Annotated in this window: 21 protein-coding genes; 9 read left to right on the forward strand and 12 right to left on the reverse strand. The window is 71.2% G+C overall.

The genetic code is table 11. The features are described 5' to 3' along the window. Positions 1–25: 25 nt before the first annotated feature. From ACFYMP_RS11665 to ACFYMP_RS11675, 3 genes are all read left to right on the forward strand, one after another. Positions 26–232: a helix-turn-helix domain-containing protein gene (locus tag ACFYMP_RS11665; RefSeq protein WP_097873668.1), complete on the forward strand. Its 207-nt coding sequence runs from the start codon at positions 26–28 to the stop codon at positions 230–232. A 61-nt stretch (positions 233–293) separates the two neighbouring features. After that, positions 294–1382 (forward strand): tyrosine-type recombinase/integrase, encoded by a 1089-nt coding sequence (locus tag ACFYMP_RS11670; RefSeq protein ID WP_388854440.1) that lies wholly within the window; start codon positions 294–296, stop codon positions 1380–1382. Between the two features lie 178 nt (positions 1383–1560). Next, complete coding sequence (locus tag ACFYMP_RS11675; RefSeq protein ID WP_388854443.1) at positions 1561–2703, forward strand: hypothetical protein; 1143 nt, start codon at positions 1561–1563, stop codon at positions 2701–2703. An 884-nt stretch (positions 2704–3587) separates the two neighbouring features. Here ACFYMP_RS11675 and ACFYMP_RS11680 read toward each other — a convergent pair. From ACFYMP_RS11680 to ACFYMP_RS11710, 7 genes are all read right to left on the reverse strand, one after another. Further along, positions 3588–4397: an ABC transporter permease gene (locus tag ACFYMP_RS11680; protein ID WP_388854446.1), complete on the reverse strand. Its 810-nt coding sequence runs from the start codon at positions 4395–4397 to the stop codon at positions 3588–3590. After that, positions 4394–5371 (reverse strand): ATP-binding cassette domain-containing protein, encoded by a 978-nt coding sequence (locus tag ACFYMP_RS11685; RefSeq protein WP_388854449.1) that lies wholly within the window; start codon positions 5369–5371, stop codon positions 4394–4396. The genes ACFYMP_RS11680 and ACFYMP_RS11685 overlap by 4 nt, the downstream gene beginning before the upstream one ends. Before the next feature lie 288 nt (positions 5372–5659). Further along, complete coding sequence (locus ACFYMP_RS11690; RefSeq protein ID WP_388854452.1) at positions 5660–6406, reverse strand: SDR family oxidoreductase; 747 nt, start codon at positions 6404–6406, stop codon at positions 5660–5662. An 843-nt stretch (positions 6407–7249) separates the two neighbouring features. Next, positions 7250–8155: a hypothetical protein gene (locus tag ACFYMP_RS11695; RefSeq protein ID WP_388854455.1), complete on the reverse strand. Its 906-nt coding sequence runs from the start codon at positions 8153–8155 to the stop codon at positions 7250–7252. Then, positions 8152–8973 carry a hypothetical protein gene (locus ACFYMP_RS11700; protein WP_388854457.1) on the reverse strand — a complete coding sequence of 274 codons (822 nt, stop codon included), beginning with the start codon at positions 8971–8973 and terminating at the stop codon, positions 8152–8154. Before ACFYMP_RS11700 ends, ACFYMP_RS11695 begins: the two co-directional genes overlap by 4 nt. Next, positions 8973–10289, reverse strand: coding sequence for a putative T7SS-secreted protein (locus ACFYMP_RS11705; protein WP_388854460.1), 1317 nt, complete (start codon positions 10287–10289; stop codon positions 8973–8975). The genes ACFYMP_RS11700 and ACFYMP_RS11705 overlap by 1 nt, the downstream gene beginning before the upstream one ends. Before the next feature lie 2 nt (positions 10290–10291). Next, the gene (locus ACFYMP_RS11710) at positions 10292–10609 is read right to left on the reverse strand and encodes a hypothetical protein (RefSeq protein WP_388854463.1); all 318 of its coding nucleotides are present in this window, start codon (positions 10607–10609) and stop codon (positions 10292–10294) included. A 514-nt stretch (positions 10610–11123) separates the two neighbouring features. Here ACFYMP_RS11710 and ACFYMP_RS11715 point away from each other — a divergent pair. From ACFYMP_RS11715 to ACFYMP_RS11730, 4 genes are all read left to right on the forward strand, one after another. Beyond that, positions 11124–11468 (forward strand): DUF3140 domain-containing protein, encoded by a 345-nt coding sequence (locus ACFYMP_RS11715; RefSeq protein WP_388854466.1) that lies wholly within the window; start codon positions 11124–11126, stop codon positions 11466–11468. Positions 11469–11611: 143 nt separating this feature from the next. After that, positions 11612–12862, forward strand: a complete 1251-nt coding sequence (locus tag ACFYMP_RS11720; RefSeq protein WP_388854469.1) for a spore photoproduct lyase family protein — start codon at positions 11612–11614, stop codon at positions 12860–12862. 233 nt (positions 12863–13095) lie between these two features. After that, positions 13096–14364 (forward strand): ricin-type beta-trefoil lectin domain protein, encoded by a 1269-nt coding sequence (locus ACFYMP_RS11725; protein ID WP_388854472.1) that lies wholly within the window; start codon positions 13096–13098, stop codon positions 14362–14364. Continuing rightward, the gene (locus ACFYMP_RS11730) at positions 14361–15782 is read left to right on the forward strand and encodes a lectin (RefSeq protein ID WP_388854475.1); all 1422 of its coding nucleotides are present in this window, start codon (positions 14361–14363) and stop codon (positions 15780–15782) included. Before ACFYMP_RS11725 ends, ACFYMP_RS11730 begins: the two co-directional genes overlap by 4 nt. A 91-nt stretch (positions 15783–15873) precedes the next feature. Here the strand turns inward: ACFYMP_RS11730 and ACFYMP_RS11735 are convergent, their stop codons facing one another. After that, the gene (locus ACFYMP_RS11735) at positions 15874–16962 is read right to left on the reverse strand and encodes an alanine racemase (RefSeq protein WP_388854478.1); all 1089 of its coding nucleotides are present in this window, start codon (positions 16960–16962) and stop codon (positions 15874–15876) included. A 442-nt stretch (positions 16963–17404) separates the two neighbouring features. Between ACFYMP_RS11735 and ACFYMP_RS11740 the strand changes: the two genes are divergently transcribed. Together ACFYMP_RS11740 and ACFYMP_RS11745 are read left to right on the forward strand one after the other, a co-directional pair. Then, positions 17405–18223, forward strand: a complete 819-nt coding sequence (locus ACFYMP_RS11740; protein ID WP_388854481.1) for an oxidoreductase — start codon at positions 17405–17407, stop codon at positions 18221–18223. Positions 18224–18314: 91 nt separating this feature from the next. Continuing rightward, positions 18315–19004, forward strand: coding sequence for a TetR family transcriptional regulator (locus ACFYMP_RS11745; protein ID WP_388854484.1), 690 nt, complete (start codon positions 18315–18317; stop codon positions 19002–19004). A 78-nt stretch (positions 19005–19082) separates the two neighbouring features. Here the strand turns inward: ACFYMP_RS11745 and ACFYMP_RS11750 are convergent, their stop codons facing one another. From ACFYMP_RS11750 to ACFYMP_RS11765, 4 genes are all read right to left on the reverse strand, one after another. Beyond that, entirely contained in the window at positions 19083–19667 is a 585-nt protein-coding gene (locus tag ACFYMP_RS11750; RefSeq protein ID WP_388854487.1) for a hypothetical protein, read from the reverse strand. A gap of 97 nt (positions 19668–19764) precedes the next feature. After that, a complete protein-coding gene (gene htpX / locus ACFYMP_RS11755) occupies positions 19765–20676 on the reverse strand; it encodes a zinc metalloprotease HtpX (protein ID WP_388854490.1) in 912 nt (303 codons plus the stop codon). A 234-nt stretch (positions 20677–20910) separates the two neighbouring features. Next, positions 20911–23880: a GH92 family glycosyl hydrolase gene (locus ACFYMP_RS11760; protein ID WP_388854493.1), complete on the reverse strand. Its 2970-nt coding sequence runs from the start codon at positions 23878–23880 to the stop codon at positions 20911–20913. 254 nt (positions 23881–24134) lie between these two features. Further along, positions 24135–24383, reverse strand: a complete 249-nt coding sequence (locus tag ACFYMP_RS11765; RefSeq protein ID WP_388854496.1) for a hypothetical protein — start codon at positions 24381–24383, stop codon at positions 24135–24137. Positions 24384–24628 lie beyond the last annotated feature (245 nt).

Consider the following 24628-nt stretch of genomic DNA (forward strand, 5'->3'; position numbering starts at 1 on the left):
TTGCGCCCCCGTCAAGGACTCACCCATGCCTGCACGCCTGCTGTCCATCCCTGCCGTCGCCGCCGTTCTGGACGTCGACCGCCGTACGGTCTACCGCTTCATCGCCGTAGGTGACCTTCCAGTCGTCGATCTGCGCACCGGCACAGGCCGCTCGCGAATCCGCGTCCCCGCCGCCGGACTCGACGAGTTCATCTCCAGCCGCGTCGTCGCCGCACCGAGACCGCGCCGCTGATCCCGGCCCGCGAGAGGGGCCTTCCATACTGACATGAGGAGTTGGGCTGTACCTACGCAAGTTGAAGACCGGCAACTGGCAGGCGACGGTTCGCAATCGGCTCGGTGACCGGTTCAGCGAATCGTTTCCCCTCAAGACGCAGGCGCGTGCCTGGGGACTGGAGATGGAGACCCAGTTCGCCCGAGGGGGACTGCGCGACCCACGGGTCGGCGAAACGTCCTTCCGTGACTGGCACGACCGGTGGTGGGACGCCCGCGTCGTCGAGCCTCACACCCTCCGGGGAGACGGGTCGAGTATCAAGAACCACGTCATGCCCTACTGGGCCGACTGGGAGATGCGAGCCATCACCCGCATGGATGTACAGAGCTGGATCCGTTCCCTGATTGACAAGGGCGCTGGGGCCGCGGCCATCAAGCGGGCCTACAACCTGACGTCCTCCATCATGCGCGCGGCCGTCGACGACGACGTCATCGCGGTGAGCCCCTGCCGCAGCATCGACCTGCCCCAGATCGCCGTCAAACCGCCGCAGTGGTTCACGCTCGACCAAGCGCAGAGCCTGCTAGACGAGCTCCCCATCGTGTGGCGGACGATGTGCCTGCTCGGCTTCTACACCGGGCTGCGCTGGGGCGAGCTCTCCGGGCTGCACCGCCACCGCATCGACCAGCGTCGCTCCCGCCTGTTCGTCGTCGAGGTCAACACCAAGAGCGGCATCAAGGAGTACCCCAAGAGCTCCAAGAGCCGCCGCGAGGTACCGCTCTCGCCACACGTCCTGGAGGCGCTGGAGCGCCACATCCACCGCCTCGACCGTGACGCGGTAGTTTTCACCACCCTCACCAAGGGCCGGGCCGGCCGCCTCCTCAACGACGGCAACTGGAGACGGCAGACATGGTGGCCGACCGTCGACAGCGCCTACTACTTCAACGATGACGGCGAGCAGCAGCTCGTCCCGCACTACCCGCCGCACTCCATGCGCCACACCTGCGCCTCATGGCTCGTACAGCAGGGCGTCTCCCTCTACGAGGTCCAACACCTCCTCGGCCACGAGAGCTTCCAGACCACCCAGCGCTACGCCCATCTCCAGCCAGACGCCCACAAGGCCGTGCTCGGCGCCTGGGAACGCATGGAGTCCCCGCTCACCATCGCTGCATGAGTTTTCTTCGCCCCGTCCACAGTGGACGGGGCGAAGGCGTACGCGGGTGCACGGGTGAGCGGCCGGAATGGCACCGTCGCATGAGGCTCCCCGAGGGTTCCGCTGTCGACGAGACCGTTCGACGCTTGTGTCAAGCGGCTGGCATTCGACCGCTGTAATGCGGGATCGTTGCTTCCTGATGATCGACGACAACTCTGTGGTTGCTGACGGCGGTGAGCCGACGAAGCTTGCGCAGCCTCGGTCGCCCTATAGCGAGCGGCCCGTCGCGCGTGCCAGGCGGAAGAAGGCGCAAGAGCTGATCGAGCGGCTCGTCACCGAGGGGCGCGTGCGGATCTCTGAGCCGGATCACGACGAGGTCGCGGAGTGGCGGCGCGTCATCAATTACGCGAAGCGCCACGGCATGGAGCCGGCGGGCCGACGTATCGAGAAGGTCCCTTACAGTGGGCCGGGACTGGAGCTTTTCCTTGCTGACGGCCCGCATCCCAACGCGCGGAGCCAGCGGCCGAAGGCAGCCGGAGAACCAATACCAGTCCCCGCACGTCTGGGAAATCTACATCCGGCGGTGGCGAAGCTCAAAGACGATGAAAGTCGGCTGGCGATGCCACCTTCGTTGCGCCGCAGGTCGCTTCTGCTGCTGCAGGGGCTCGCGGCTGAGGCAGTACGGCGAGGGTACGAGGTGTGGAAGGCGAGGTCCGCTTTTCACCCGCGCGAGGGGGGAGTGGACGTCGCTGTCGACGGCTTCGCGTACACCGTCTCCGCTAGGCAGGAGTTCCCAGAGTCCACGAATCCGGAGCGCTCTGCCCGTCTCGTCTTGGAGCTCGCCCATGGTCTCGGAGACAGGCTCGGTCGCTGGCGGGATAGGAAGAGCAGGACACTCGAAGAAGCCCTGGGTTCGATCCTCGGGGAGATTGAAACGCGAGCCGCCGAGGACACTCAGCGTCGGCAGGATGAACAGCAGGCCAAGGCAGAACGTGAGGTTCGCTGGGAGACGGCCTTGGCTGTGGCGAAGCAACAAGCTGTTCGCGAACAGCTTGCCCATGTGCTGGGTGAAGAGGCCAGGGGGTGGCAGGAAGCAGCCGCCCTCAACGCGTACTGCATGGCGTTGGAACGCCGTATCCAGGAACTGGCTGGCACCGCGGACGAGCCGGCACTGGACTCAGCCCGACGCTGGCTGGAGTGGGCAAGGGCATATGCAGAGGCGGTGGACCCTCTGACTGGACTTCCCGGCATGCCCCACACACGTGAACCCACGCCGGAGGAGCTGGAACCACACCTCAGGGGATGGAGCCCCTACGGACCGGAACGGCGTGGCCGAGGGTGACGTGAGCCCGTTCGCCTGCGCCTACGGGCGGTGCGACGGCCACCGGCCGACGCCCTGTCGGCAGACCTGGTCGAAGCCACTACGTGAAGAAGCTTCTCCGGCCTGTAGTGACGCTCATTTGACGCTCACAGCACCCGAAGGCTCCCTTGGCAGGTCGAAAACTGGTACCTGACCTGCAGGTATGCCATGTCCCTCGTGATGTGACGTGTTTCCTATGACGCGGCACGTGGAGTGCGTGGCGATCCTTGAACCCGTCGCGAAGGGTGCCTGACCCGGACTTTTGCGCTTGCGCCTTATGCGCAGTGTGGGCGTTACGGGCGATGTCTTGCCGCTGAGACGACGCCCGTGACGCTCATTCGACGTCTCTCCTGATGGGTGCCAGGGGGGCGTGGCGCAGGTCAGGACCTGCCGAGGTTGATCGACCGACAGCACGGGCTCCCTGGGGCGCCTGCTCGCCGGCCACGTTGACCTGACGGGTTCCTGTCGTACTCACGACAAATCGTGCCCACGACAAACGCCCACGCTTTCCGCGGCGGGCCGTCATCGAGGTATAGCGACTGGCCCCGCCGTGTCGCCCATAAGCCGCGGCCTGGAAGCCCGTATGTCCGAGGAGACGGCCGCGTCCGTCACCGCCGAGATCATCACCCACGTCAACGGGGCGCGTGACCTGCCGCTTTCGCTGTGTACCGACCCCATCCACCGTTCGGCTAGTGTGCCGGACGGGGCTCGTGCGGCGGGGGTATCCGCGGGACACGGGAGTGCGGGTTGGACAGCTCCACGCCGGCCCCCGCCGGCCCCCGTCGGGGCCCGGCGGGAGCGCGGCCGCCTCCGTCACCGCCGGGGCGGGGGAGGAGTGGGGCGTCGGCCGGTGAGGGGGACGGGGGTCAGTGGCTGAGCCGGGCGAAACGGCGCAGGGCCAGCGGGAAGAAGACGGCGAACAGTGCCGTCGGCCAGAGGACGGCCGTCAGGACGTGCCCGGACGCGCCGTCGACGCCGCCGAACAGGTCCCGTACCGCCGTCGCGGTCCGGGACATGGGGCTCCACAGCACCACGGTGCCCAGCCAGTCCGGCATGGACGTGGGGGTCGCGATGGCGTTGGAGAGGAAGCCCACCGGCCAGATCAGGATCTGCACGGCCTGCACCATCTCCGGTTTCCCGGCCAGCAGGGCCAGGTAGATGCCGATCCACAGCATCGCGAACCGGAACAGCAGCAGGAGGCCCAAGGCGCCGAGAAACCCCTCCGCCGTCGTGTGCGCCCGCCAGCCGATCGCGTATCCGACGCCGGTCATCGCGGCGAGACTCACGGCGGACTGCAGCATGTCCGCCGCGGAACGGCCCACCAGCACAGCGCCGTTGGCCATCGGCATGGACCGGAACCGGTCGATCACGCCCTTGTTGAGGTCCTGGGTGAGCGCGAGCACCGTGCTCTCCAGGCCGAAGGCCATGGTCAGCGCGAGGATGCCGGGCACCAGATAGTCGATGTAGTCGCCGCCCACGTCACGGCCGCCGCCGATCAGGTAGCCGAACATCAGCAGGATCATCACGGGGAAGGCCACGCCGACGGCCACCCGCACCGGCTGCCGGCCCCAGTGGGCGAGTTCCCGCCGCGTCATCGTCCAGCAGTCGCTCAGCGCGAGGGCGAGACCGCCGCCGCCGCTCCCGCGCACCTCGTTCGTCGTGCCCACCGCGTTCATACCGCCTCCCCGGCCCGGGGCGCGTCCGGCGCCGGGGCCTTCTCGGAGCGTGCCGTCAGTCGTAGGAACACCTCGTCCAGGGTGGGCCTGCGCACGGCGATGTCCTCCGCCTCGATGCCCGCCGACTCAAGCGCCCGCACCACTTGGGTGAGCGCGCTCATCCGGTCGGTCACGGGCGCGCTGAACCGCCGGCGGTCGGCGTCCACCGTGACGTCGGCGGCGGCGAAGGGCATCAGGGCCACCGCGGCGGTCAACTGGGCCGCGTGGCGCAGGACGACGTCGACGCGGTCGCCGCCGGTACGTGCCTTCAGCTCGTCGGCGGTGCCGTCGGCGATGACGCGCCCGCGGTCGACCACCGAGATCCGGTGGGCGAGTTGGTCGGCCTCCTCCAGGTACTGGGTGGTCAGCAGCACCGTGGTGCCGCCGTCGACCAGTGAGCGCACCGAGGCCCAGACCTCCGCCCGGCCGTGCGGATCGAGCCCGGTGGTCGGCTCGTCGAGGAAGAGCACCTCCGGCCGCGTGATCAGCGAGGTGGCGAGGTCGAGCCGCCGCCGCATGCCGCCGCTGTACCGCTTGACCTGCTTGGCGCCGGTGTCGGTGAGCCCGAACCGTTCCAGCAGTTCTTCGGCGCGGGCGCGGGCCCGCCGGGCGCCGAGGTGGTGGAGTCGGCCGAACATCTCCAGGTTCTGCCGGCCGCCGAGCTCCTCGTCGAGCGCCGCGTGCTGGCCGAGGAGTCCGATGCTTGACCGCACCCGGTCGGCCTGCGTCACCACGTCGTACCCGGCGACCGTCAAGCGGCCCGCGTCCGGCCGCAGCAACGTGGTCAGGACGCGGACCGTCGTCGTCTTGCCCGCGCCGTTCGGGCCGAGCAGGGCGTGCACGGTGCCGTGTCCCACCCGGAGGTCCAGTCCGTCCAGAGCGGCCTTCTCCCCGTATCTCTTCCGTACGCCCTCGGCATCGATCGCGTCGGTCATGCGTCTCCTCCGCTCAAGTGGTCAAGCTTGACTACTGTCCGCCGAGGCAAGGTAATGCGCGTTGGAGCGGTAGTCAAACTTGATTACATGGGGAGGTGCGGTGCCCCACTCCACCCGGGGCGCTGTACTGCGACAGCGCGCCGGAGTCGGCCAAGTGGTCGACGTGTCGCGGGAGGCCGGGGGCCCGGGACCCGGGGCGCGGTGGCTCGTCGGCCGTCGAGCCGGTGGGGACGGCCAGGTGACGGGGTGTCCGCCGCCCACCGGGCCTGCTTGTGGTGGCGGCAGGTGTCAGAGGCCCGGGTTGACGGCGGCGACCATCTGGTCGTAGGCGCCGTTGACCTCGGCGAACCGCATCGGTTTGACGGCCTCGACGAGGATCTCGGTCGGGTCCGGCTGCGCCCGCAGTAGCGCGATGACCTCGTCGGCGAACGCGTCCAGCGGGAGGAAGCCCTCGAACTCGGTCTGTCCCGGGGTGAGTTCCGTGCGGACGCCCGGCGGGACGAGCTCCACGACCCTTACGGAGGACCCGGCGAACTGCAGGCGGATGGTCTCGGTGAACTGGTGGATGAACGCCTTGGACCCGTTGTAGCTCGGGAAGGCCGCCAGGGGGGTGTGCGCGAGCCCGGACGAGACGGTGACGATCGCCGCCTCGGGCCGGGTCTGCAGGTGCTCGGTGAAGGCCGCGACGAGCCGGATCGGGCCGAGCACGTTGGTGATGACGGTGTCCTCCGCCGTGGCGAGGAACTCCGGGGTGCGGATGTCCTCGGCGACCATGATCCCGGCCATCGCGATGAGTGTGTCGAGCTCCGGGTGCCGGGCGATCACCTGATCGCGGGCGGTGCGGACGGACGCCGGGTCGGCGGTGTCGATACGGACGGTGGCGAAGCCGTGCTCCTCGGCCAGCTGATCGAGCAACGCGGTACGACGCCCCCCGATCACGACCGTACTGCCCGCCGCTTGCAGCCGCTGGGCGAGCGCCAGACCGATACCCGAGGTGGCGCCGGGGATGAAGACCGTTCGGGTGGAGATGTCCATGGGGACTTCCTTCGTCCTTGGGGGGTTGGCCCTGGGTGGCTCCAGCTTCAGTCACCGATCCCGGCACCGGGAGAGGAGCGCCTGTTGGAGGACTCGTACTCCCCCTTTCGGAGCTGCCGACGGTGTACCGCGGAGGCGGGGGACCGCCGTAGGCTCGCCGGTTTCCCCGGCAGGGACGAAACGCTCCGCGTGCGGGGTGGCGTCGAAGGCGTACCGCGCCCGGACCGCCCCTCTCAGGGTTCCCTTCCGCGTTCCCTCTCGCGCGCTCCGCGTCGTTTCCTTCCGCGCGCTCCGCGTCACGGGATCTCGGTATCTCGGGATCTCGGGCGATGAGGGTGGCGGGGAGACGGCCGGGGACCGGGACCACCGTCCGGGTTCACACCGGCGGTCCACGGAACCGGCCTAGCGTCGGCCGATGGTCTTCCCGTCGCGTTCGCCGTCGTCGGGTTCGCCGTCGCTGGATTCGCCGTCGCCGTATTCGCCCGCCCACCGGCTGACCCGCGCGCGCGTCGCGAAGTCGCGCGGGGAGGCCCTGGGTACGTGAACGTCCGCCCCCTCATGCCGCTGCGCGAGCGCTCGTACCGTGAGCTGCTGAGCTGCTGAGCTGCTGAGCTGCTGAGCAGCTGAGCTGCAACCGAGTACCTCAGCGAATGAGCACCGGCGTCCCAGCCGCCCCGCCGGACGGGTCGCCTCGCGACGAGAGGCTCCATGAGTGACCCGACCGGGAGGTGCGCGCCGCCCGGCCTCCGGTGCCGGGGCGGGCCGTGACCGGTCCGGCCTCGCCGGGCACAGGCGAGGCGCCGGGGCGGACGGCTGTGCGGCCCCCGTCCACAGCGAGGCCGCTCAGTCGTGCGGGACCTCCTCGATCACGGTCTCCCCGAAGCGCCAGGAGCCCCGGTCGCCCGTCGCCTCCGCGCGCAGGCCCGTTTCCCAGGCGATCCGGGCGGCGCGCCGCTGGGTCAGGTCGGGGTGGTCCTCGGGTCGCACCTTGATGTAGCCGTGGCGGTCGGCGGGGTGGGTGCGCAGGGCCTCGCGGAGCTTGTCCTCCTGTTCCTCCCGGGAGGGGCGTCCTCCGGTGACGGCCGCGTTCGCCTCGCGTGTGCCGGCCGAGGGCTTCGCGGTGCGGCGGCGGCGCCTCGCGGTGTCCGAGCCGCGCCAGGTCATCCAGCCGACCGCGCCGAGGGCGGCGAGGGCGAAGGCGCCCGATCCGAGCGCCTCGCCCCTCGCGTCCGCCTGGCCCGGGGTGCGGGGGCGCAGCGCGCCTCGCGGGTCCTCGATCACCGTCACCTCCCCGCCGAGGCCGTAGCGGTCGGACGGTGTCTTCAGGGCCGGGCCCGGTACCCGGGTGCCGTCCTGGTGCTCCAGCGTGTAGTTGTAGTCGCGGGCCTTGCGTCCCTCGGCGGGGTCGCGCCACTTCTTGACCACCGTGGCCGTGACCCTCTCCCCGCGCTGCTGGAGCGTGAGATCGTCGCGGGCCATCGCGGCGACGTACACGGACATCAGCGAGGCGGCGACGACGAACAGCGCCGCGTACGTGCTGGACTCCCGGGCGCCGAGCTTCCGGATCAGCAGGACGAGGAGTACGCCGTGCGCGATCCACAGGGGCACCAGCGCAGCGGGCCCGAGCCGGTCGGCCAGGAGGAACAGGCCCACGATCGCGGCGAGTACGTAGCAGCCGGTGAGCACCGCGAGCGGGACGGGGTGGCGCGCGCGGGTCCTTCGCGCCTCGTCCTCGGCAGCACCGTTCATTCCCGCTTCTCCGTTCTTCCCTCGGTCGGGCCGTCTCTTCTGCCGGCCGGACCGTCCCCACTGGCAGCCGGACCGTCCCCACTGGCAGCCGGACCGTCCCCACCGGCGGCCGGACCGTCCGGGTCCGGTTCGTCGTCCCCGCGTCCCCGCGGTTCGTCCGCCGCGAGCGACTTCATGACGCCGATGAGCACCTCCAGGTGCTCGGGCCAGTGCGCGACGTCCTCGGTCGTGAAGACGAGGAGGGCCGATCCGGGGCCGGTCCGCAGCGGGAGGCACAGTTGCAGCTGCCGGACCGTGGCCGGGACGGGGTCGTCCAGGCCGAACAGCGCGCCGGGTACGCGCAGTTCCTGGTCCCGTATGCAGAGGGCGGCGATACCGTACGGAAGCATGACCAGCCCGGTCTCGGCGTCCGGGTGCAGTTCGCGCCAGCGCCCGGCGGTGCGCCGGGCCGTTCCCTGCCGGTCCTGGCTCCGCGGTCCGCCGTCCGGGCTCTCGACGAGTACGCACAGCGTGCCCTGGGACAGCTCCCCGTCATCCATGCGCAGGAAGCAACTGGAGACGTGCTCGGCGCCCGCCTCGACCATCGTCCGCAGGATGTACTCGCCCGACACGACGAGGCTGAACCTCTGCTCGGGCGTGGCGGTGGCGAAGAGGGCGGCGGTCGCGTCAGCCATCCTCAGCATGCGCGCCTCCGCTTCCTCGGCGAGGTCGAACTCCATGTAGCCGGGCGGTAGTTCGAACCAGAGGTCGGGCTGGACGGTGACGCGGGCGGCGGCCCGGGGGGAGTCCTGCGCCGTCGGCGCGGGGGAGGGGCTCATCAGTCCGTCAGCTCCCAGGCGCCCAGGCCCACGGCGCTGCCGATGGCGACGAGCCCGCCGAACCTGCCGCCGCCGGTGCCGGTGGCGACGTTGGCCACGCCGGTGCCCCAGGTGGCGGCGTCGTACCGGCCGGTGCTCGTGGCGTAGGCGTTGAGCGCGGTGGGGGCGGTCCAGGCGAGCGAGGCGGCGGCCTGGATTCCCTCGGTGGCGGTCAGGGCGGCGCCGCGCGACACGCCCAGTCTCGTGGCCACGGCCATCACCGGCTTGTCGATCACCGCGGCGACGGGGTCGGCGCTCTTGATGACGTTCTTCGTCACCGTACCGGCTGTCCTGATACCGACTCTGGTGCCCGCGACGGCGCCTTCGGTCGCCCGTCCGGCCTTGAACCCCGCCGTGATCCCGGACTTCGCGGCACCGACCCCGGGCACCATGCCGAGCGCGTCGCCGCCCAGGGTGAGCCAGTTGCCGATGCGTTCACCGGTGGGCGGGAACAGTCCGCTCACCCCGTAGGAGGAGGCGTGCGCCAGGAAGGCGACGGCGCTCAGCCCGATGGCCAGCGGGGCCAGCACCGGGCAGAAGACGGCGATGACGCCCACGACGGAGGCGGCGACGGTGATCCAGTCGGCGTGGGCCTTGATCCAGCCGCCGACGTCGGCCAGCAGGTCGCCTACCCGTCCGGGCAGATCGGCCAGAGCCTCACCGAGACCCTCGATGGCGCTGCCGAGCCTGTCCCACAGGCCGGGCTCGTCCGGAGCGATGTCCATGGCGGTCTTGAGGCGTGCGGCGACGTCCTTGCCGTACTCCTGGTAGCTCTTGGCCATCCGGTGGCCTTCGCGTCGGATCTCCTCCAGCTCCAGTTCCCGGGAGTTCACCGCCCGGTTCGCGTCCTGGACCTCGTCCCGGTGGTCCTCGGCCTTCTTGGTGTCCTGGCCGGCGTGGCCGAGCCTGTCGGCCTTCTCGTACGCCCTGCCCAGCCGCGCGTTGGCCTCGGCCGCCCGGACCTCCAGCTTCGCGGCCTCCTTCTGCTTGCGCTCCATGTACGACGCCCAGTCCTCCAGGGCGGTGGCGGCCTTGGCGAAGGAGTCGCGGGCGTCGTCCATGCGTGGCCGGAACTCGTCGTCGAACTTCTCCCGGAAGGCTTCCGCGGCCTTCCCGCTCCAGTCGCCCGCCCCGGTGCCGTGCAGCACCTGGCAGATCTCGTTCAGCGCCTTCGCCGTCCTGCGGACCGTCCGGGCCACGTCGTCGGCTGTCGTGGAGTCACCGGGGCAGGGGACGAAGCCCAGGCCCGGGAACTTCTCCAGCTCCGCTTCGGCCATGGCTACTTCCCGGCCCTCTCGGCGTCGCCCTTGCCCTGGCCCCTGTTCGCCTCGGCGAGTTCGTGGTCCAGCTTCTCGAAGGACTCCTTGATCTTCAGCAGCGCCTGGGAAGCCTTCCCGGAGAACTTCGTGAGCTGCTTGATCCCGTACGACCACTCGTCACCGAAGTCGTCCATGCGTCCGGCGAGTTCGGGCACCCCCATCGAGTCGCCGTTGACCTGCTCCATCTCCCGGCCGGGCCTCTTCATCAGCTCGGCTATGTGCTCCAGGTTGTTTCGCACGCGGTTCAGCACCGCGTAGTCGACCGACAGGTCGCTCACTGTTCCCCCGCTCCCCGTTCCCTTTCCTGTCCCCCGCTCCCCTTCCTCTGCCGGTGGCGTCCGGTCGTGTCCTCGTCGGCGGCCCAAGCGCGCGAACGCGGTACGGGAGGCCCTCAACGGGCCGGGCGGCGCACCCGGAGTCCCCCGCGAGGGGCGACTCGGTCGAGGCGGGAAACAGCTCAACCGGATCAACGCTATCCAAGGGACGTGTGGGGACACCAGGGTGGATTGCGGAGCGGCCGAGCCCGCCGCTGGAGGACGTCGCTCTGACCGGGGCTGTCGCCGCGTCCGGAGCGCGACCGACCGCGTACACATCGTGGCTGGAGGACTCGGGGGAGGCGGGAGGGGTCCTCCGGCCGGAATGCGTGGAGCCCTCAGGGGCGGGACGATGGGGAGCGGCGTGATCTCCCGGGCCGGAGAGACCCCCGTGATCCCCCCGGCCGGAGCGGAGGGACGCCGTGCGGATCACGGCGAAGGGGGAGTCCGGTGGGGGTGACCAGGAGGGTGGCGGCTCATGAGCGGGAAAAACGACGGGACCGGTGAGGACACGGTCGGGGAGTTCCACGAGGCCGTCAACATGAGTCCGAAGGAGCTGAGGGAATGGCTGGCCACGGACGCGTCACGGAGTGTGGGGCAGTCCGACGGTTCGGGTGAGAGCGTGGGGCACGCGTCAGGGCGCCGCATAGTGGAGCTGCTGGCGAAGAAGAAGGGTGAGCTGACCGAGGACGACCTCGCGCACATGCGCAAGGTGGTCGGCTACGTACACCGGCACCTCGGGCAGCGGCCCTCCGGTGACATCACGGAGAGCCGGTGGCGGTACTCCCTCATGAACTGGGGGCACGACCCGGCCTCGTCGTGAGGTGAGCCGGAGGGCGCGTGCTCCGCGGCGGGCGCGTACGGCCGCCGGTACGACCTCGCCGGCATCGGTACGCGGCGAAGGCCGGTCCCGAAGGCCGGGCCCGCAAGCCGGGTGAGAGAAAGGCAGAGCGTGTGGAGGAGCCGGTGACCGGACCCGTGCCGGAGGGGACCACGCCCGGCCCGGACGGAACCGCACCCGCCCCGGACGGAACCGGACCCGCCCCGGACGGAACCGCGCCCGCCCCGGAGGGGACCGGGCAGCAGGCGCTCTTCGAGTGGCCGGACAGCCCCTCGGCCGGAGGCGCGTCGCACGGGGCGTTCCGGGACAGCCCGCAGGCGCGCCGGCTGCTCGACGTGCGTGAGGTGTACGCGGAGCCCGCGGCCCTCGACTCCCCGCGCGGCAGGCAGATCATGGCCCGGCTGCCAGGGGTGCGCGTGACCGAGGTCGCCGGCCACTGGGGCATTCCCTCTCTCCACGGCAACGACGGCAACATCGCCCGCTGGGTCCGTGTCAAGACCGAGACGCTCGTCCTCGGGGTCAAGCACACGCTCGTGACACGCCCGAACGGCAGATCCGCGGACTGGATCGCCCCCGGCGCCTCGAACGGCTGCGCGATGGCCTGTGCCTACTGCTACGTCCCCCGCCGTAAGGGCTACGCCAACCCCATCACGCTGTTCACCAACATCGAGGCGATCGTCGCCCACGTGAAGCGCCACGTCCGGGCTCAGGGGCCCAAGCCGGCCCCCAACCAGTGCGATCCGCGGGCGTGGGTCTACGACATCGGTGAGAACGGCGACTGCTCCGTCGACGCCCTGGTCTGCGACAACACGGCCGACCTCGTCGCCGCCTTCCGCGGGCTGCCGACGGCGAAGGCGTCCTTCGCGACCAAGTTCGTCAACCCCGACCTGCTCGCCCTCGACCCGCGGGGCCGTACCCGGGTGCGCTTCTCCCTCATGCCGCCCGAGGAGTCGCGGCTCCTGGACATCCGTACCAGCCCGGTCGGCGAACGGATCGCCGCGGCCGCCGACTTCCTCGACGCCGGATACGAGGTCCACTTCAACCTCTCACCCGTCGTGCTGCGCCCGGGGTGGCAGCGGGACTGGGCCGAACTGCTCACCCACCTCGACGACGTCCTGCCCGCGCGTGTCAAGGCCCAGGCGGCCGCGGAGATCATCATGCTGACCCACAACCAGTCGCTGCACGAGGTGAACCTGGGCTGGCACCCCCGCGCGGAGGAGGTGTTGTGGCAGCCGGCCGCCCAGGAGACCAAGCGCTCCGGGAACGGGGCCCTGAACGTGCGCTACCGCCGTGAGATCAAGCGCCAGTCCCTCGCGCGCCTGCGGCAGTTGATGGCCGAGCTCACCCCGTGGCTGCGCGTCAGGTACGCCTTCTGACCGGTTCTCCTCCGGTCGGGCCCCTCGTGGTGGCGGCCCCGCCGGGCCGCGCGTCCGCCTGCCCGCCCCGAATTGGTCCAGACGAATGTCTTGACGGGCACATGCGCTCGCTCTTGAATCAGGACTGCGTCAACAGTTGAACGAAGCGTGCCCCCCGGTTTCCGTCGTGGCTTCACTTCATGGTGCGTTCTGTCATGAGCATGCCACCCCCCACGAAAGCGATGTGATGCTCCATGCACACGTCCTGGCGGCGCAGGCCGCTGACCTGGCTGGCTGCCGCCGCCTGTCTCGGTGCCGCCGCGCTCACCCCGGTGGCCGCCGAAGCCGCCCAGGCTCCGGTGGCCGCGCCTTCCGCCGCCGCTGCCGCGACCTTCACCGAGGACTTCGACGGGCCCGCGGGGTCCGCTGTCAACGGCTCCCGGTGGCAGGTCGAGACCGGTGACAACGTCAACAACCACGAGCGGCAGTACTACACCGCGGGCAACAACAACGCGGCCCTCGACGGGCAGGGACACCTCGTCATCACCGCCCGCAAGGAGAACCCGAACAACTACCAGTGCTGGTACGGGAGGTGTGAGTACACCTCGGCCCGGCTCAACACGGCGGGCAAGTTCACCACGCAGTACGGGCACGTCGAGGCCAGGATGAAGCTCCCGCGCGGACAGGGCATGTGGCCCGCGTTCTGGATGCTCGGCAACGACCTCGGCTCGGTCGGCTGGCCCAACTCCGGCGAGATCGACATCATGGAGAACGTCGGCTTCGAGCCCTCCAGCGTGCACGGGACGATCCACGGACCGGGTTACTCCGGCTCGGGAGGCATCGGCGCCGGCTACAGCCTGCCCGGTGGTGCCGCCTTCGCCGACGCCTTCCACACCTTCGCGATCGACTGGAGCCCCAACTCCATCAGCTGGTCCGTGGACGGCAACGTCTACCAGCGGCGCACCCCCGCCGACCTCGGTGGCAAGCAGTGGGTCTTCAACAAGCCCTTCTTCGTCATCCTGAACCTGGCCGTCGGCGGCTACTGGCCCGGCGACCCGAACAGCTCCACCACCTTCCCGCAGCAACTGGTGGTCGACTACGTGCACGTCACCACCGACGGCGGCGGCTCCGACCCCGGCAGTGGCGCCAAGACCATCAAGGGCCTCGGCGGCAAGTGTCTCGACGTCGCGGGGGCCAGCTCCGCGAACGGCTCGGCCGTGCAGCTCTACGACTGCAACGGGACGGCCGCGCAGCAGTGGAACGTCAACAGTGACGGGACCCTGCGGGCGCTCGGCAAGTGCCTGGACGTGACCGGCAACAGCACGGCGAACGGCGCCAAGCTCCAGCTGTGGGACTGCGGGGGCGGGGCCAACCAGAAGTGGACGGTCACCGCCGCCAAGGACATCGTCAACCCCCAGGCGGACAAGTGCGTGGACGTCACCGACAACTCCTCTGCCAACGGCAGTCGCGCCCAGCTGTGGACGTGCACCGGTGGCGCCAACCAGAAGTGGACCGTCTCATGACCTCCGTACCCCCCACCGGCCTCCGGTCCCGCCTCAGACGCGCGGGCGGCTCCCGCCTGGTCCGGCTGCTGCCCGTGGCCCTCGCCCCCGTCCTCGCCCTCGGAGTGCTCCAGGCTCCCGGCGCCTCGGCCGAGACCGGGACCATCAAGGGCCTCGGCGGCAAGTGTCTCGACGTCGCGGGGGCCAGCTCCGCGAACGGTACGGCCGTGCAGCTCTACGACTGCAACGGGACGAGCGCGCAGCAGTGGAACGTGGGCGCCGACGGTACGGTGCGGGCGCTCGGCAAGTGCCTGGACGTGACCGGCAACAGCACGGCGAACGGAGCCAGGCTCCAGCTGTGGGACTGCGCGGGCGGGGCCAACCAGAAGTGGACCGTGTCCGCCGCCGGTGACATCGTCAACCCGCAGGCCGACAAGTGCCTCGACGTCGTCGACCGCAGCACCGCCAACGGCGCGCGTGTCCAGCTGTGGACCTGCACCGGCGCGAGCAACCAGAAGTGGACCGCGCCGGCCGCGGGCGGCGGCAACCCCGGCAACCCGGGCACCGGAGCGCCCGCCGCCGTCGCGCCGTACCTCTACAACGGCTGGGGCAGCCCGCCCAACCCCACCACGGTCATGAACGCCACCGGCGTCAAGTGGTTCACCCTCGCCTTCGTCCTCAGCAACGGCACCTGCAACCCCCAGTGGGACGGCAGCCGCCCGCTGACCGGGGGAGTGGACCAGCAGACGATCAACACCGTGCGCGGGGCCGGCGGCGACGTCGTGCCCTCCTTCGGCGGCTGGAGCGGCAACAAGCTGGAGAGCTCCTGCACCAGCGCGAGCGCGCTCGCCGGCGCCTACCAGAAGGTCGTCGACGCCTACGGGCTCAAGGCCATCGACATCGACATCGAGGCCGCCGCCTACGACAGCGCCACCGTCCAGCAGCGCACCGTCGACGCCCTGCGCACCGTCAAGGCCAACAACCCGGGCCTCAAGGTGTACGTCACCTTCGGCACCGGCCAGAACGGTCCCGACACGAGCCTCATCAACCGTGCCGCGCAGTCCGGTCTCACCGTCGACGCCTGGACCATCATGCCGTTCAACTTCGGCGGCAACGGACAGAACATGGGGACCCTCACCACCCGGGCCGCCGAGGGACTCAAGACGGCCGTGAAGAACGCCTACGGCTACAGCGACGACCAGGCGTACCAGCGCATGGGGATCTCCTCGATGAACGGGATCACCGACGTCGGCGAGACCATCACCGTCGCCGACTTCCGCACCATGACCGCCTACGCCCAGCAGCACCACCTCGCCCGGCTGACCTTCTGGTCGGTCAACCGGGACCGCCCCTGCACCGGTGGCGGCGCGGACACCTGCTCGGGAGTCTCCCAGGGCAACTGGGACTTCACCCGCGCCCTCGCGGCGTACACCGGCTGACCCCCGGCGAAGCACCGGGCCGCCCCGGGCGGGAGAGCACGGCCCCGGCCGTGCGCCGTCTCCCGCCCGGGGCGGCCGTCGTTCCCGGCCCTCACTCCCGAGTACGGCTTCGCGCCGCCCCGCCCGTGTCCGCCACCGGGGCGATGCCCGGTTCCTCCACCACCCGGTCCGGCCGGGTGGTGGTGTACCGCAGCTGTACGGCCAGTTCGGCGCCCGCCCGTGGCGGCCGGGCGGTCACGGGGATCTCCAGGACGGAGTGCTGGAGCTCGGGCGGCCGGGCGAACCTGCGGCGCTCCCCGTCCCACACGAACGGCGACAGGTGCCGGTTGAGCGCGGTGTAGCCGAGGCCCGCGAGGTGCCGTTTCCGTGCCCGGAAGCCGCTCAGCAGGGCGGGGGCACGCAGCCCGATGCCGTGCGAGGTGCCGCCCGAGACGAGGACGTGGTACCGGTCGGAGGCGACCCGCCGTCCGCCCCCGCCCGGACGATCCCCCCGGCGCAGGTGGACGACGTCCAGCACCTCACTGCGGTAGCGCGTGGCCCCCGGGTCGCCGAGCCACAGCTTCGTACCCGTGCGCAGCCGGAAGACGCTGCGCGGGAACTCCGCGCGCAGGGCCTCCAGTTCGCCGGGCGAGAGGTGGCTGACGAAGATCTGGCCGGTCGGCAGCCGGGCCTCGCGCAGGCACCGTACCCAGGCCGCCACCTCCTCGGCCCCGCCGAGACCGTCCACCCGCTTCAGGGGGAGATGCAGGGTGAAGCCCTCGAACCGCCACGCGCCCATCGCCTCGCGCAGCAGCGGCAGGTGGTCCCGCGTGAGCCCGTGCCGCTTCATGGAGGTCATGAGTTCCACCACGACCCTGCGGCCGTCCAGCCCCGTGAGGTCGTGCGGCGAGGAGACGACGCGGATGGTCCGGTCCGACAGGGCGACGGGGGCCTCCCAGGTCCGGTAGGGCGTCAGGACCAGCAGGTCTCCCGCGTGGAGGTCTTCCGCGCGGGCGGCTTCCTGCACGGTGCCGACCGCCACGAGGTCCATGCCGAGCCGGCTCGCCTGGCGCATCAGCCGCTCATGGCCGAAGCCGTAACCGTTTCCCTTGCAGACCGGCACGAGGCCCGGGAACTGGGCGTGGACACGGCGCTGGTGCTCCTCCCAGCGGACGGTGTCGACGGCGAGCGTGAGTGTCACGGGGCATCCCTTCCGCGGAATCTTCCGCTGTGCTGCACCGCGAGCCTGCCAGGCGCCGCCCCCGGCCCCGGCACCGGCTCCGTTCCCGAGCGTGTCACCTGCCGGTGCGGGGGCGATCCGTCGCGGCTTGAGGCGGTCCGCCGACACCGCGCGGAAAGCCGCCGGGCGTCCAGCCGTCGGTGCCTCGCGGAAGCCGCCCGGACCGTGACCCGCCCATTAAGAGGCCAGTGGTCTGTTATCGTGGGAGCCGTAAAGGTCCAGTGGCCTCTAAGTCAGTCCGCTGCGTCCTCGGCCACGAGGGGGAGGTCTTTCACGGACGGGGAAGCGGTGAGGCCGAACCGGGGCAGGACGCCCGGCGCGGCGGCTCGGCTGTTCCGGGCTCTCCGTACGGCTTGCCGCCCCCCAGGAAATCCGCAGGAAACCCACAGGAAGAGGAACCATCATGAGCAGGACCTGGCTGATCACGGGGACCTCGCGCGGTCTGGGCCGCGCCCTCGCCGAGACCGTCCTGGCGGCGGGCCACCACGTGGTGGCCACCGCCCGGCGCACCGACACCCTGAGCGATCTCGTGGCGCGGTACGGGGACCGGGTCCGGGTCGTGCCGCTCGACGTGACCGATCCCGGGGCGGCCCGGGAGGCGGTCGGCGCGGCGGTCGCGGCCTTCGGACGGCTGGACGTCCTCGTGAACAACGCCGGCTACGCGGACCTCGCCGCGATCGAGGACATGCCCGAGGAGACCTTCCGCGCGCAGATCGACGCGAACTTCTACGGGGTGGTCAACGTGACCCGGGCGGCCCTGCCCGTCCTGCGGGAACAGGGCTCCGGCCACATCCTCCAGATCTCCTCGGTCGGCGGCCGGGTGGGCGGCCCCGGACTGGGCGCGTACCAGGCGGCCAAGTGGGCGGTGGGCGGCTTCTCGGAGGTGCTCGCCAAGGAGGTGGCGCCGCTCGGCATCAAGGTCACCGTCGCCGAACCCGGGGCGATGCGCACCGACTGGGCCGGTTCCTCGATGAGCACACCCCCGGTCAGCGAGCCCTACCGGCAGGTCATCGAGCCCGTCGTGGAGCGCATGCGCCAGGCGGACGGCAAGCAGCCCGGCGACCCGGCCGTGATCGCCCAAATCCTCCTGGAGGTCACGGAGGCCGAGAACCCGCCGGTACGACTGCTGCTCGGCCAGGACGCCGTGAGCGTCGCGCGGTCTGCCGCCGAGAGCCTCGCCGCCACCGACGCCCAGTGGCGGGAGGTCAGCGAGTCGGTGTGACGGCTGCCCGTGCGCGCGTCCCCACGATCGGCGTAGGGTCGTCCGAGGGGGCGCGGCACGTGCGCCACGACAGTGTGCAGAGGTACCAGCCATGACCAGCGGCCCGCAGGTGGACTTCCGGCGTGCGCGCAGCGCCGAGCAGCGAGAGGCACGCAAGCAGGCCATTCTCGCGGTCGCCGCGCGACTGCTGGACGAGTTGCCGCTGAGCGAGATCAGCCTGCGCGAGCTGAGCCGGCGGGTCGGCCTGTCGAAGACGAACGTCGTGCGCTACTTCGAGACGCGCGAGGCGGTCTACTTCGAACTGCTCAACCGGGAGTTCGACTCCTGGCTGGCCGGGCTGCCGGGGGAGCTGCGGTCCGCCGCGCCCGCCTCGGCGGCGGAGGTCGTGGACGTGTGGGCCCGTTCGCTCGCCGCCCGCCGGTCGCTGTGCGAACTGCTCAGTTCGCTGGGCACCGAACTGGAACGGAACATCTCGGCCGAGGCGGTGCGCTCCTTCAAGCTCGCCCATCAGGACGCCCAGCTCAGGCTCGCCAGGCTGGTGCGGCGGCACATACCGGACCTCACGGAGCCCGCCGCACGGGAACTCGTCGCCCACTCGATCGTGTGCACGGCCGGCCTCTGGCCCTTCGCCCACCCCTCCCCGGCCGTGGCCGAGGCCGTCCGGTCCCCAGACCTGGCCCACCACCGCGTCGACTTCGCGCAGCGCCTCAGCCGCAGCCTGTGCGTGGCCGTCACCGGGCTGGTGGCGCTGTCCTCCGACGGGCCCACCCCTGACAGCTGAGCCGCGGTACCGCCGCGACCGCGACGGGGGTCACGGCGGCTGGGGCCGGGAGGCGCCCACGCCGGCCCCCGCCGGGGCTCACAGCCCGGGGGCACCCCACACCGGGAACCAGCGGGTCAGGTCCTTCTCGATCCGCAGGTCGTCCCCGAGCGCGGCCCTGACCTGGAGTTCCAGCGAGTTGTCCCGTTTCTCGCGAGCCCCCGGCGCGGGCGCGAACGGGTAGAAGCTGCCGCGCTTGTAGAGGTACACGAGGGCGAGCGGGCGCTGCCGCTCGTCCTCGAAGCCGACCAGTGAGCACAGGAGCTGGGGGCCGAAGCCACCGTCCTGGAGGAGCGTGTTGACCGCGTGCAGGTCGTTGACCAGCCCGGCCGTCTCCCCGGGAGGCTGCCGGGCCAGCAGCCAGGTGTACCCGTACCCGTCCTGGCTGAACTCGACGGGGACGCCGCCCCGCCCGGTGTCGGCGTCCAGGAGTTCCCGTACGTCCTGCTGGAGACGGGCGAAGGTGCCGCCCTCGACCCCCGCGAAACACACCGAGCCCCGCCCGGTCGGCCGGAAGCCGGTGGCGGCCTCCAGGGTGAGAGCGGCCGAGGGCACCGCGAAGAGCTGGTCGAGGTCGGGACGGACCGGCTTGCTGCGGCCCAGGATCGTGTCCAGGAAGCCCACGGGACTCCTTCCGAGCGTCACACGACCCGGCGCACCGCCTCCGTCACGGGGTGGCCTCCCCACAGGGCCGCCCGTTCGTCGCGGGTACCGGGTCCGGTCAGGGGCGGGACAGGTCGGCCGCTATGCGCCCGAGCTGGTCGAGGCGCTGCTCCAGGGTCGGGTGCGAGGAGAACAGCCGGCCCAGGCTCTGCTTCGAGGCGAACGCGGGCACGAAGTAGAAGGCGTTGTACGGCTCCGCCTTGCGCAGGTCCTCGGTCGGGATGCGCGCCATCTGTCCGCTGACCTTGGTCAGGGCCGAGGCGAGCGCCGAGGGACGGCCGGTGAGCAGAGCGGCCGTGCGGTCGGCGGACAGCTCCCGGTAGCGGGACAGGAGCCGCGTCAGCAGGAAGCCGACCGCGTATACCACCGCGCTGACCAGGGGAATCAGCAAAAGCGCGACCCCGATCGGGTCGTTGCTCCGGTTGTTGCGGCTCAGCCCGCCCCACAGGGCTATCCGGGTGATGAGGCCGGCCAGGACACCGAGGAAGGACGCGATGGTCATCACCGCCACGTCCCGGTGGGCCACATGGGACATCTCGTGGGCGAGGACCCCCTCCAGCTCCTCGGGCTCCAGCCGGCGCAGCAGGCCCGAGGTGGCGCACACGAGGGCCGTGCGCTCGCTGCGGCCGGTCGCGAAGGCGTTGGGCACGTCGCTGCGCGCGACGGCCACCCGGGGCTTGGGCATGTCCGCGAGGGCGCAGATCCGGTCGATCGCCCCGTGCAGTTCGGGGGCCTCCTCGGGGGAGACCTCGCGGGCGCCCATCGAGAAGGCGGCGATGCGGTCGCTGAACCAGAACTGCGCGACGAACATCGCGCCCGCGACGATCAGGATGATCGGCCAGGCGCCGTGCAGCACCGCCACGAGGACGCCGACGAGCACCACGTAGAGCAGACCGATCAGGAACATCGTCGTCACCATGCGGGTGGTGAGTCCCCGGTCGGACGCGTACCTCGTACCGCCTCGGCTCATGGTCGCCTCCTGTCAGCCCCCGCCGGGCACGCCGGACGGCCCGGCCCTCGCCGACGCACGTCTTTGGTCCCTCGTCGCTGCTTCCATAGTGCCCCTTTCCTTGTCGAACGTGCATAAACGGATGTTCGAACGTGCTCCGGTGGCCGCCCGTTCGCCGCGGCCGGCCGGGTCACCCGCCCGCACCGCGCCACACCGTCCCGGGCCCGGTGCGTACCGGGCCCGGGACGGTCCCGCTCACGCTCCGGGAACCCCCGCCAGCGCGACGTCGAACAGGTGCATGACGCCCCGGTCGGTGCCCTCGGGCAGCACCACCGAACGCACCCGCTTCGACGGGTCGAGCGGCTGGACGGCCGTCGCGAGCACGACGGTCCGGGTGGAGTCGGCCGTACCGTCCGCGAGGTTGCGCCCCTCCGTGGTGACCAGCGGGACGTTGCCGAACCGGTAGTCCGTCCCGGGCGTCCAGTCCGTGAGCCGTACGTCCACCCTCTGGCTGGTCCCGTCGGCGTACTCGACGAGCGCCGTGCCCTGCGCGGGGCCGTTGGTCGCCAGGCCGAGGAAGGAGATCCCGCTCGCCCGCGCGCCCCGCGGGTCACCGCCCGACAGGTCGACCCGCTGACCGTGCGGCACCCAGTTGTCCGGTTCGCCGGGCGCCGCCTTCGGCCATGTGAACGTCACACCGGTGTCCTTGAACGGGAGGCGCGCCCCCGGGGAGGCCCCGGCCGCCGCGAGCTTCTCCCGGGACAGGGAGTGGCCGCTCATGTCGAGCGAGCCGAGCCCGCCCTTCCCGTCCGGCGTGGTGCCGGTCTCGTTGCGGCTGTCGGAACCCTCGGTGTACGAGGGCGGGACATCGCCGGCACCGGTGCCCCAGGAGCCCGGAGTGGTGCCCATACGGAAGTCGAGGGTGCCGCCGCGCCGCGCGAAGTCCTCGCCCACCCAGGACTTCGTGCTCGCCCGGCCGCCGACCTTCAGACCCGCCACGTACCGCCTGTCCCCGCTCGCCCCGGGGGCCGTGACACGGATGGTCCGCGCGCTGCCCGCGCTGTCGATCGTGATCCGGTCGAACAGCGGCGTGCTGAGCACGAGGTTCGCGGTGCCGTAGACCGACGGGCTCATCCCCAGGTTCGCCCACACGTACCACGCGCTGAGCGCCCCGAGGTCGTCGTTGCCCGGCAGCCCCTTCGGCGAGGTGCCGTACATCTCGTCCACGGCGCGGCGCAGCACCTCGCCCGTCTTCCACGGCTGCCGCAGCCAGTTGTAGACGTACGGCATGGAGAAGCTGGGCTGGTTGCTCAGGTAAGCGCCCTCAGTGTCGTACACCCCGGCGTCCAGCGACCGCGTGTGGCGGTCCAGTTCCCCGGCGACGGTCTCGCGGCCGCCCCGCTTCTCCACCAGGGTGGCCACGTTGTGCGGCACCATCCAGCCGTACTGGTAGCCGGTCGCCTGGTCGAACTGGTTGCCTCGCTCACCCAGGTTGAAGCCGCGGTCGAAACCGTTGCGGTCACGCGGACGGATCTGCCGGCTGTCCGCGTCGAACACGTTCTGCCAGTTCTGGGCCCGCACCATGAACTTCTCGCGGTCGGCGGTGTCCCCGAGCCGGTCCGCGAGCCGGGCGATCGCGAAGTCGTCGATCGCGTACTCCAGCGTCTTCGAGGTCGCCGAGTCGCCCGTGGAACTCTCCACGAAACCCGTGCTGAAGTACTGCTGGGCGTTGGTGCGCCTACTGGAGCCGGCGGGCAGCGACTGGGTGCGCACCATCGAGTCGAGGGCGGCCCTCCGGTCGTAGTCCGTACTGCCGAACGCGTCGACGGCGGAGAGCAGAGCCTGCAGCGAGTCGCCCGTCATCTTCTGCTGGGACTGGTTCAGGTGCGGCCAGTTGGGCCACTTTCCGGTCTGCTTCACGAGGTCCACGAGGGACTGGTTGATATCGCTGCCGACCTTCGGGAACAGCAGCGCGATCAGTTGCGCCTGGCCCCGGTAGGTGTCCCACCCCGAGTAGGTCGCGTAGACGTGCCGCCCCGGCTCCGCCCGGTGCACCACGCCGTCGTAGCCCGGGTACCGGCCGTCCACGTCGTCCATGACGCCCGGGTGCAGCAGGGCGTGGTAGAGCGCGGTGTAGAACTTCACCCGCCGCTCCCGGGTGCCGCCGCCCGCGTCGACCGTGGCGAGGGCGTCCTTCCAGGTCCGGGCGGCCCCGGCCCGCACCGCGTCGAAGGAGCGCCCCGCCGTCTCCCGCGCCGCGTTGCGTGCCGCGTTGTCCACGCTCACGTAGCTCAGCCCGGTCCTGGCCGTGACCTCGGCGCCCTTGGGGAAGACCAGATAGGCGCCCGCGCCGTGCCGAGCCTCGCCGCTGCTCGCGTGCGCGGCGCCGGCCGTGACCCGCGCGCCCTCCCACGTCCCGTACGCCGTGAACGGCCGGTCGAAGGTGGAGGAGAAGTAGGCCCGGTAGTGGCCGCCGCCCTCGCACACCGAGGCCGCCTCGACCCACCCGCTGACGGTGCGGCCCTCGACGGTGACCTCGCTGTCGTACACGCGGTTGTTCGACCCCGCCACGTCCACGAGCAGGGAGGAACTGCCGCGGTCGGCGGGGAAGGAGTAGTGGTTGACCGCGGTACGGGTGGTCGCCGTCAGGGAGGCGCGCACCCCGTTCCTCAGGCCGACCGAGTAATAACCGGGCTGCGCCGACTCGTCCGCGTGGTCGAAGTCCAGGTAGTAGGACGTGATGTCGGAGGCCGGGCTGCGCGGCAGCGCTCCGTCCGGCAGCTCGCCGGTGTACGGCAGGACGGGGAAGTCGAAGCCGCTGAACCGGCCCTCGCAGCCGGTCCCGGACAGCCGGGTCATACCGAAGCCGCGCAGGCGGTCGGCGGTGTACTCGTAGCCGCCCTTCTGGTCCCCGTCGCTCGTGCGGTACGTCGTCGGGCTGGACTGCACCATGCCGAAGGGCACGGTCGCTCCCGGATAGGTGTTCCCGTAGGCGCTGTTCCCCTTGTTCTGCGTGGTGTCCAACTCCGTGCCGATGAACGGGTCCACGGCGTCGAAGGCGCTCACCTCCTTCGCGGCGCCGTGGAGCGCGGGGCCGGCGCCGAGCGCCGGGACCGAACCGGCCAGGAGCGCCCCGGCGGTCAGGGCGACCAGCGCCAGGGTGCCGCGCCGGCCGTGCCGGGGGCTGCGCCACCGGGAGGACGGTACGGAAAAGGGGTCACGCATCGCGGGTCCCTTCGGGAAGTCGACTGGGCCTGCGTGACTGACAACGTTGTCGGACCGTGTTCGGAGACTGTCGTCGGCCGCGCGTGGTCAGTCTGGTGCCTCGCGGTGCGCTTGAGGAGACGTCGTGCCGAACATTCGGCCAACACGGGCGAGTGGGGCGGTGTGCTCCGGGCGGGCCGAAGCCCCGGCCGGGCGCGCGGCCCGGCCGGGGCTTCGAGGGGTGCTGGGGAACCGCCGGCGGATGCCGGCCGGTCTCAGCGGGCCAGGAACTCGGCGTACTCGAACTCGCCCTCGGTGTGGGTGCCGGCGATGGAGCCCTTGGTGATGCCGTAGGGGCCACCGAGGTTCAGGTAGTCGGCACGGGCGGCCGTGTGCGAGAACTCGCCCTCGGCGGCGACGCCGTGGACTTCGTGCGGGCCCTCGCCCGCGGCTGCCAGGCCGGCGCCGCCCATCACGGCGGTGGCGGCGAGGGCGGCGGCGGCGAACGCGGTGCGGATGCGCATACGGAACTCCTGTGGTGAGGGGGGTTGTTCACCGCATCCGTGCCCGTGGTCGCCGCTTGTATCCCCTTTCTTCCTCTCATTCCTCCGAATGGAGGTACAGGTGTGTCTTGTGGGGTTTCGTCCTGTGGGGATTCGGCGCGTTGGTTGACAATCGAACGACATGCGGCAGGGGCCTTGGGGCGAGCCTTGTTCGGCGTCGGCGTCGGCGTCGGCGTCGGCATCCGTCGTGTCGGCCTCGTCGTCCG

It is taken from the genome of Streptomyces sp. NPDC007088 (genome assembly GCF_042869355.1).
Lineage (GTDB): Bacteria > Actinomycetota > Actinomycetes > Streptomycetales > Streptomycetaceae > Streptomyces.

Bases quoted from the DNA above. Each gene is read 5' to 3' on its own strand.
- ACFYMP_RS11715 (WP_388854466.1), top strand. From the start codon at position 11,124: ATGAGCGGGAAAAACGACGGGACCGGTGAGGACACGGTCGGGGAGTTC.
- ACFYMP_RS11680 (WP_388854446.1), bottom strand. From the start codon at position 4,397: ATGAACGCGGTGGGCACGACGAACGAGGTGCGCGGGAGCGGCGGCGGC.
- ACFYMP_RS11745 (WP_388854484.1), top strand. From the start codon at position 18,315: ATGACCAGCGGCCCGCAGGTGGACTTCCGGCGTGCGCGCAGCGCCGAG.
- ACFYMP_RS11690 (WP_388854452.1), bottom strand. From the start codon at position 6,406: ATGGACATCTCCACCCGAACGGTCTTCATCCCCGGCGCCACCTCGGGT.
- ACFYMP_RS11705 (WP_388854460.1), bottom strand. From the start codon at position 10,289: ATGGCCGAAGCGGAGCTGGAGAAGTTCCCGGGCCTGGGCTTCGTCCCC.
- ACFYMP_RS11665 (WP_097873668.1), top strand. From the start codon at position 26: ATGCCTGCACGCCTGCTGTCCATCCCTGCCGTCGCCGCCGTTCTGGAC.
- ACFYMP_RS11765 (WP_388854496.1), bottom strand. From the start codon at position 24,383: ATGCGCATCCGCACCGCGTTCGCCGCCGCCGCCCTCGCCGCCACCGCC.
- ACFYMP_RS11695 (WP_388854455.1), bottom strand. From the start codon at position 8,155: ATGAACGGTGCTGCCGAGGACGAGGCGCGAAGGACCCGCGCGCGCCAC.
- htpX (WP_388854490.1), bottom strand. From the start codon at position 20,676: ATGAGCCGAGGCGGTACGAGGTACGCGTCCGACCGGGGACTCACCACC.
- ACFYMP_RS11740 (WP_388854481.1), top strand. From the start codon at position 17,405: ATGAGCAGGACCTGGCTGATCACGGGGACCTCGCGCGGTCTGGGCCGC.
- ACFYMP_RS11725 (WP_388854472.1), top strand. From the start codon at position 13,096: ATGCACACGTCCTGGCGGCGCAGGCCGCTGACCTGGCTGGCTGCCGCC.
- ACFYMP_RS11685 (WP_388854449.1), bottom strand. From the start codon at position 5,371: ATGACCGACGCGATCGATGCCGAGGGCGTACGGAAGAGATACGGGGAG.
- ACFYMP_RS11760 (WP_388854493.1), bottom strand. From the start codon at position 23,880: ATGCGTGACCCCTTTTCCGTACCGTCCTCCCGGTGGCGCAGCCCCCGG.
- ACFYMP_RS11730 (WP_388854475.1), top strand. From the start codon at position 14,361: ATGACCTCCGTACCCCCCACCGGCCTCCGGTCCCGCCTCAGACGCGCG.
- ACFYMP_RS11700 (WP_388854457.1), bottom strand. From the start codon at position 8,973: ATGAGCCCCTCCCCCGCGCCGACGGCGCAGGACTCCCCCCGGGCCGCC.
- ACFYMP_RS11675 (WP_388854443.1), top strand. From the start codon at position 1,561: ATGATCGACGACAACTCTGTGGTTGCTGACGGCGGTGAGCCGACGAAG.